At 61.0% G+C, this 6,842-nt stretch carries 9 protein-coding genes; 4 read left to right on the forward strand and 5 right to left on the reverse strand.

Annotated features, from left to right (window positions below):
- The 4 genes from B3187_RS15510 to B3187_RS15525 form a co-directional block, all read left to right on the forward strand.
- A partial coding sequence (locus B3187_RS15510; RefSeq protein ID WP_349678210.1) for a peroxidase family protein occupies window positions 1-939 on the forward strand: 939 nt, incomplete at its 5' end.
- A gap of 151 nt (window positions 940-1,090) precedes the next feature.
- On the forward strand, window positions 1,091-2,320 hold the full coding sequence (locus B3187_RS15515) for an efflux RND transporter periplasmic adaptor subunit (protein WP_286807367.1): 1,230 nt from the start codon (window positions 1,091-1,093) through the stop codon (window positions 2,318-2,320).
- A complete protein-coding gene (locus tag B3187_RS15520; protein ID WP_286807368.1) occupies window positions 2,320-3,540 on the forward strand; it encodes an ABC transporter permease in 1,221 nt (406 codons plus the stop codon). Before B3187_RS15515 ends, B3187_RS15520 begins: the two co-directional genes overlap by 1 nt.
- Window positions 3,533-4,252 (forward strand): ABC transporter ATP-binding protein, encoded by a 720-nt coding sequence (locus B3187_RS15525; protein ID WP_286807369.1) that lies wholly within the window; start codon window positions 3,533-3,535, stop codon window positions 4,250-4,252. Before B3187_RS15520 ends, B3187_RS15525 begins: the two co-directional genes overlap by 8 nt.
- 43 nt (window positions 4,253-4,295) lie before the next feature.
- Here the strand turns inward: B3187_RS15525 and B3187_RS15530 are convergent, their stop codons facing one another.
- The 5 genes from B3187_RS15530 to nudE all read right to left on the reverse strand — a co-directional run.
- On the reverse strand, window positions 4,296-5,102 hold the full coding sequence (locus B3187_RS15530; protein ID WP_286807370.1) for a M48 family metallopeptidase: 807 nt from the start codon (window positions 5,100-5,102) through the stop codon (window positions 4,296-4,298).
- Window positions 5,102-5,581, reverse strand: coding sequence for a YbjQ family protein (locus B3187_RS15535; RefSeq protein WP_051174465.1), 480 nt, complete (start codon window positions 5,579-5,581; stop codon window positions 5,102-5,104). The genes B3187_RS15530 and B3187_RS15535 overlap by 1 nt, the downstream gene beginning before the upstream one ends.
- A 4-nt stretch (window positions 5,582-5,585) precedes the next feature.
- Entirely contained in the window at window positions 5,586-5,903 is a 318-nt protein-coding gene (locus B3187_RS15540) for a YbjQ family protein (protein ID WP_024462065.1), read from the reverse strand.
- Between the two features lie 79 nt (window positions 5,904-5,982).
- Entirely contained in the window at window positions 5,983-6,192 is a 210-nt protein-coding gene (locus B3187_RS15545) for a hypothetical protein (RefSeq protein WP_024462066.1), read from the reverse strand.
- Window positions 6,193-6,339: 147 nt separating this feature from the next.
- A partial coding sequence (gene nudE, locus B3187_RS15550; protein ID WP_286807371.1) for an ADP compounds hydrolase NudE occupies window positions 6,340-6,842 on the reverse strand: 503 nt, incomplete at its 5' end.

The raw sequence follows: 6,842 nt of genomic DNA on the forward strand, positions 1-6,842 counted from the left end.
AAGCTGACCCACCGCGACATGGGGCCCAAGGCGCGCTACCTCGGCCCCGACGTACCTGCCGAAGACCTGATCTGGCAGGACCCGGTCCCGGCCGGCAAGAAAGACTACGACGTGGATGCGGTCAAAGCCAAGATCGCCGACAGTGGTCTGAGCATCGGTGAGATGGTCAGCACCGCCTGGGACAGTGCCCGCACCTTCCGTGGCTCCGATATGCGTGGCGGTGCCAATGGCGCGCGAATTCGTCTGGCACCACAGAAGAACTGGGCCGGTAACGAGCCGGAGCGTCTTGCCAAGGTACTGAAGGTGTACGAGAAGATCGCGGCGGACGCCGGTGTGAGCGTGGCCGATGTGATCGTGTTGGGCGGTAGTGTCGGTATCGAGCAGGCCGCAAAAGCCGCCGGTCACAAGGTGAACGTGCCCTTTGCACCGGGCCGTGGCGATGCCTCTGACGAGATGACCGATGTGGACTCCTTTGAGCCGCTGGAGCCGGTCGCCGATGGCTTCCGTAACTGGCTCAAAAAAGATTACATCGTCAAGCCGGAGGAGTTGTTGCTGGATCGTGCCCAGTTGTTGGGACTGACCGCGCCGGAAATGACCGTACTGATCGGTGGCATGCGCGCTCTGGGTACCAACCACGGTGGTACCAAGCACGGTGTGTTTACCGATCGCGAAGGTCAGCTGACCAACGACTTCTTTGTCAACCTGACCGATATGGCTTATCGCTGGGAGCCCAAAGGCAAGAATCTCTACGAGATTGTTGACCGCAAGTCCGGTGATGTGAAGTGGACCGCAACGCGCACCGATCTGGTGTTCGGCTCCAACTCCATCCTCCGGGCCTACGCCGAGGTCTACGCCCAGGACGATAACCAGGAGAAGTTCGTCAAGGACTTCATCGCCGCCTGGACCAAGGTGATGAACGCCGACCGCTTCGATATTTAAGCGGTTGCCCTGAAAAACCCGCGTCGTCTTTCTGGCGGCGCGGGTTTTTTTGTGCCCGGCGTTTGCCTTTTCCGCTCCGGATTGCGTAGTCATAGCGGTATTGATGTGAGATTCTACGTTTTCATAGAGAGCATTCACCGGGAGAGTCAGAGTGCGTCGCGTTTCAACCCAAGTTGTGGTTCCTCTGGCCATTGTGGCTTTGATCGTCCTTTATTTTGGCTGGCAAAGCTGGCGGGGGCCGGAGGTCGAAGGCTATGTCATTGAGCCGGTACCGCTGGTACAGACGGTGGTCGGCACCGGTCGGGTGATGACCGCCTCCCGCGCCCAGGTCGGCAGCGAAATTACCGCCGTGGTGAAGGAACGCCGGGTACAGGAAGGGGATACCGTCGCGCCGGGGGATCTGCTGCTGGTGCTGAGCGCCGAGGATATTGCCGCCGAGGTGCGTCAGGCCGAAGCGGCCCTGGAGGAGCTGGTGACCACCCGGCGCCCACAGGCGGCCATTGATCTGGAGCGGGCGGAATCGGAGCTGGCCCAAGCGCGGCGGGAAACCGCGCGACGGCAAGCCCTGGCAGAGCGCTCGCAGCTGTCGGCCGAGGCATTGGAGCAGGCGCAAGAGGCCGAACGACTGGCCCAGGCCACCGTAGACTCGGCGCGCTTGACGGTCTCCGCTCTGGCGCCGGGTAATGTGGAGGAGCGCCGACTGGAGCAGCGCCTGGCCGCGCTGCGCGCCCAGCTTGCCAAAACCGAGGTGCGCTCCGAGGTCGCCGGTACGGTCTTGACCCGCAATGTCGATCCCGGCGATCTGGTGCAGCCTGGCCGCGTGCTCTTTACCATCGCGCTGGAAGGGGGCATGGAAATCCGCGTGCCGCTGGATGAGCGCAACCTGTCCCGCCTGGCCCTGGAACAGAAAGCCACGGCCATTGCCGACGCCTATCCGAATCAACCCTTTCCCGCGCGCGTCAAATTTATTGCGCCGAGTATCGACCCGCAAAGCGGCACGGTGGAAGTGCGCCTTGCCGTCGATCCGGTGCCGGCGTTTGTCCGCCAGGATATGACCGTGTCGGTCACCATCGAAACCGGGCGACGAGACAATGCGCGGGCTGTCCCCAACGATGCCCTGAGGTCGGTACGGGGCCGAGAAGCCGAACTGTTTCTGGTGCGCGATGGCCGGGTGCAGCGCCAGGCGGTGACCCTGGGCCTGCGCGGATTGGCCATGTCCGAGGTGGAGAATGGACTGAGCGAGGGCGACCGGGTGGTGGCGGATATGGTGACGGAACTGACCGAGGGCAAACGCGTGCGTTTTGTTGAGCGGCAAGCGCCGGTGTCGAGCGACCGCGACGATGCCGCCTCCCGAAATGAATCACCGATGAACTTTGACTGATGGTTCGGCCGAAACGTTTATGGACAGAGTGGACCCTCGCCATCGGCTTTTTGCGCGAGGGGCGCACGCAATCGCTGATGATTGCCATCGGCGTGGCCGTAGGTGTGGCGGTGATCGTATTTATCACCGCGCTGATTCAGGGTCTGCAGAGCAACACCATTGAGCGCACTCTGGGCACCCAGGCCCATATCCGGCTGCTGGCGCCGGAGGAAGTCAATCGGGTGCATCCGGCCTCGCCGGGAACGTTGCAGTTGGTGCTGGAAGACAAACGCCCGCAGCGCCTGCGCTCGATCAACAATTGGCAGGAAATCACCGCAACCCTCGACCAACTGCCCGGCCTGAGTGCGGTGTCTCCGGTGGTGTCCGGCCCCGCCTTTGTGCGTCGAGGTGAAGCGCTGGAGTCGGTGGCACTGGTGGGCATTGATGCGGAACGCTATCAGCGGATCATTCCTCTGGACGACTACATGGTGGCCGGCGAGTTGCGCGTGGGCGCGGACGACGTGCTGATTGGGGCGCGTCTGGCTGAGGATCTTGGCGTGGGCCAGGGGCAAAAGCTGCGCCTGGAATCCGGCGAGCAGAACGGCGCGGTGGTGAATATTTCCGGCATTTTTGAACTGGGCGTCCGGGAGCTGGATGAACGCTACGTGTATATGGACTTGAAGCAGGCACAGTCGCTGCTGGACTTACCGGGCGGGGTGACGGTGATTGACCTGACCGTGCCGGATATTTTCACTGCGGATCAGGTTGCCGACCGGGTTCAGCGTCTGATCGGCCTGGATGCGCAGAGCTGGATTGAAACCAATGCCCAGTTGATGAACGCCCTGACGGCCCAGAGCCTGTCCACCAATATGATTATCGTGTTTGTGGCCATTTCCGTGGCCTTTGGTATTGCCAGCGTGCTGTCGGTGAGTGTGGTACAGCGTACCCGCGAAATCGGCATTCTGCGCGCGACCGGTGCGACACGGGCTCAGATTCTGCGGGTGTTTCTGATTCAGGGGGCGGTATTGGGCTTGCTGGGCTCGGTGATGGGCATTGCGGCGAGCTACGGGTTGGTGTGGGTATTCAACACCTTTGGCCCGGGGCTGTTTTATATTCCGGTACCGCCTGGTCTGGTGGCGGCCACGCTGCTGCTGGCCACTCTGACCGGGGTACTGGCCGCCGCCGTGCCGTCACGCCGCGCGGCACGACTGGACCCGGTGGAGGCCATTCGCTATGTCTGATACGCCCGAGGAAGTGCTTCGGCTCGACGGGCTCAGGAAGTCCTACAATGTCGGTCAGCCCAATGAAGTGGAAGTGTTGCACGGCCTGGATCTGACCATTGGCCGCAACGATTTTGCCGCGCTGATTGGTCCCTCGGGGTCGGGCAAAAGTACCTTGCTGAATGTGATTGGTTTACTGGACCGCCCCACCCGTGGTGAGCTGTATCTGCTCGGACAGGCCACCAGTGGAATGGACGACTCCGGCCGGACGGCTCTGCGCGGTTCCAGCATCGGGTTTGTGTTTCAGTTCCATCACCTGATCAATGCGTTTACGGCCATCGACAATGTCCTGATGCCCCTGATGCTGACCCACGGCAAGCCCGACCAACAGGCTCGGGACAAGGCGCGGGAGCTTCTGGTCGCCGTGGGGCTGGAGAAATACGCCAATACCAAGCCCAACCAACTCTCCGGCGGCCAGCAACAGCGGATCGCCATCGCCCGGGCGTTGATCACCGAACCGGCGCTGCTGTTGGCCGATGAGCCGACCGGCAACCTAGACACCCAAACCGCCGCCGAAGTGTTTGAACTTTTCCGCAAGGTCCATCGCGAACGCGGCTGCGCGGTCCTGCTGGTCACCCACGACCCCCGGCTGTCCGCCACCTGCGATCGCACGATTAATCTGGTGGATGGTCGTATTGTCAGCGATACCGTCAATAAAACGGATGAAGACTGATTGGCTTTTTTGCCTTCAGGTTGTGAGGGAGTGTAAAAATCGGTTACGGCGAGACGTTGGGAATGGTTGTTAGCGTGCCGTCGGTCCGGTAACCACGGGCGTTGGATAGTTGCTCAAGGCGCTCCAGTCGTGCCTCGGTGTCCGGGTGGGTGGACAGCCACTCGGGTAGGGCGCCGGCTTGCTGTTGTTCGGCCAGCCAGCGGAACAGTGAGTCTGCGCCTGCCACGTGGCCATAGTGGTTGTGCAGCGCTTCCAGGGCCCAGGCATCGGCTTCGCGCTCCATCTTTCGGGAGTAGTCCAGCATCGCAAGTTGGCCACCGGAGCCGGCGAGCCAGTTCAGGTCACCCCGCCCGAAAATCAGTGCGCTGATCAGTCCGAGTCCGGTCTGTCGGGCAGCATTCTGCAGCGGGTGTCGATAGTGGATGTGGGCAATTTCGTGCGCGAGCACAAAGGCGAGGCCCTGTTCGCTGTCTACTTCGTCAAGCAATCCGTCCAGCACAATAATGTGGCCACCGAGCGTGGCAAACGCGTTGACAGTTTCCTGCTCCTGGTGATGAACCACAACATTCAGCTTCGGGTTGAGGCCGCCGGCCCGAGCCAGTTCGTCCGTCAGTGTTTGCAGGTATTCGGTGCGTTCGGTCGGTTCGAGCTGTTCATTCAGGGAGTCGCTGAGCGACTGCTCCCAGGAGAAGGGAATCCAGCGGGCGCTCCAGCCCAACACCAGAATGACCAGCCAGGTCAGCAGTGCCAGGCCGGCGGCAAAACCGAGTACCAGGAGGATGAAATCCCGCTGCCAACCCTGGGGTTCGTAGTTGATGCCCTCTGGAGGCTGTCGGTTCTGATAACCCATCAGCGCGGTGGAATCAGTGCCGTGCCGTAGGCGAGTACTTCCAGTGAGCCGACGCTATTTTCCCGGCCTCGGCCGGCGATGGCGGCGGTTTCAAATTTGATATTGAACACCCGGTCGGCGCCCAGTGCAGCGGCTTCCTCGCGCAGTCGCAGCAGTGCTTCACGACGTGCCCGGTCGATCAGGGATTCGTAGCTGTTCAGGCGACCACCCACCAGCAACCGCAGGGCGGCGATAAAGCGTTTGAAGTAGTCCACTGATACGACGACGGAGCCCATGACCAGTTGGGTTTGCGGTGGGGTCAGTTCCGGGGGTGGTAGGCGTTCGGAAAAGACCATGACCTGGCCGGGGCGTGTTTCGGCTTCGATAATACGCTGGTAGTGGCGACGCTCGAGAATGCGACCGGAGACAAAACCGGTTGCCAGAAGCACAAGGCCGAATATCAGCGGCCCGAGCAACTGCAGCGACATGAGTGTGTTCATGCGTTCAGTCCTCAAGCACCACGGCGCTGCCGTAGACAAACAATTCGGCGGCGCCCTGGGCGACGGAACTGGTGGAGAAACGCACATTGAGTACGGCGTTGGCGCCAATGGATTCTGCCTGGGCTTTCATCCGCTCAATGGCTTCCTGGCGGGAGTCGTTGAGGAGTTCCGTGTAACCTTTGAGTTCGCCACCAAAGACGTTCTTGAACGAGGCGGCAATGTCACGACCGACGTGCTTGGCGCGCACGGTGCTGCCCTGAACCAGGCCCAGATGATCTTTGACTTTACGGCCCGGTACGATCTCGAGATTGGTAACCAGCATCCATTGAATCCTTGTGTGTTATGGGATTGTCAGGGTGCCAGTATAGCGAAAATTCAGCGGGTTGCAGACGCTCTCGTCATTAAAACGATGCGGGTAACTGAGCCAGCATGTCCCGGCGGGAGTGGATCAACTCTTTGTAGGTTTGCATCATGCTGAAATCGACGGGTTCATCGCTGGCTTTGAGGGCATCGAGTTGGCGTTCAAAGCGGGTGATCTCTCCGATGAGTTTTTCACGGAGTTGCTCGGTCCCCTTGAGCGAGGCGCTGAAGGCGTGGTTGGGTCGGGTCATGGTCAATCTCCTTGCGTGTCCTTTAGTGTTATAGAATAGTCCAATATCCCCGCGCTGTTCTGTGTTCCAATAGACTGTTTTGTTACCAAAATGGCCGTTTGGCGCATGGCTCGACTGTGCAGGTTATAAGCGCAAAATCGGGGCCATTCAGCCGTGTTTTTCGAGCCAGGCTTTGGCGTAAAACAACGCGGCGATCGAGCGGCCTTCGCACACTTCATCCTGGATGACCAGCTCCAGCAGGTCGTCGAACGCCACCGGAACCACTTCAATCGGCTCCGGCTCGTCTCCCTCAAGTGATTCCGGGTACAGACCCCGGGCAAGAATCACGTTGATGCCGTGCTCCATATAGGCGGGCGAGAGGTGCATCCGCTTGAGAAAACGCAGATCCCGGGCGCCATAGCCGGTTTCCTCTTTCAACTCCCGGTTGGCGGCATCCAGAATCTCCTCGCCCCGGTCCACGGCGCCCTTGGGCAGCGCCAGGTGATAGTCATCGATGCCGGCGGCGTACTCCCGGATCATCACGACCCGGCCGTCGTCCAGAATGGGCACCATCAGCACCGCTCCGGGGCCGCCCGCACAGAGCTTTTCGTACACGCGTTCCTCGCCATTGCTGAAGCGTAGCAGCAGCTCATCGGCGCGGAAGAGGCGGC

Origin of the sequence: Marinimicrobium sp. UBA4209 (assembly GCF_002381585.1) — a bacterium.
In the GTDB taxonomy this organism is placed as follows: Bacteria; Pseudomonadota; Gammaproteobacteria; order Pseudomonadales; family Cellvibrionaceae; genus Marinimicrobium; species Marinimicrobium koreense.

Excerpts from the sequence above, each read along its gene's own strand:
- B3187_RS15535 (WP_051174465.1), bottom strand. The coding sequence starts at position 5,581 with ATGAACACACTCATGTCGCTGCAGTTGCTCGGGCCGCTGATATTCGGC.
- B3187_RS15520 (WP_286807368.1), top strand. The coding sequence starts at position 2,320 with ATGGTTCGGCCGAAACGTTTATGGACAGAGTGGACCCTCGCCATCGGC.
- B3187_RS15540 (WP_024462065.1), bottom strand. The coding sequence starts at position 5,903 with ATGCTGGTTACCAATCTCGAGATCGTACCGGGCCGTAAAGTCAAAGAT.
- B3187_RS15525 (WP_286807369.1), top strand. The coding sequence starts at position 3,533 with ATGTCTGATACGCCCGAGGAAGTGCTTCGGCTCGACGGGCTCAGGAAG.
- B3187_RS15545 (WP_024462066.1), bottom strand. The coding sequence starts at position 6,192 with ATGACCCGACCCAACCACGCCTTCAGCGCCTCGCTCAAGGGGACCGAG.
- B3187_RS15530 (WP_286807370.1), bottom strand. The coding sequence starts at position 5,102 with ATGGGTTATCAGAACCGACAGCCTCCAGAGGGCATCAACTACGAACCC.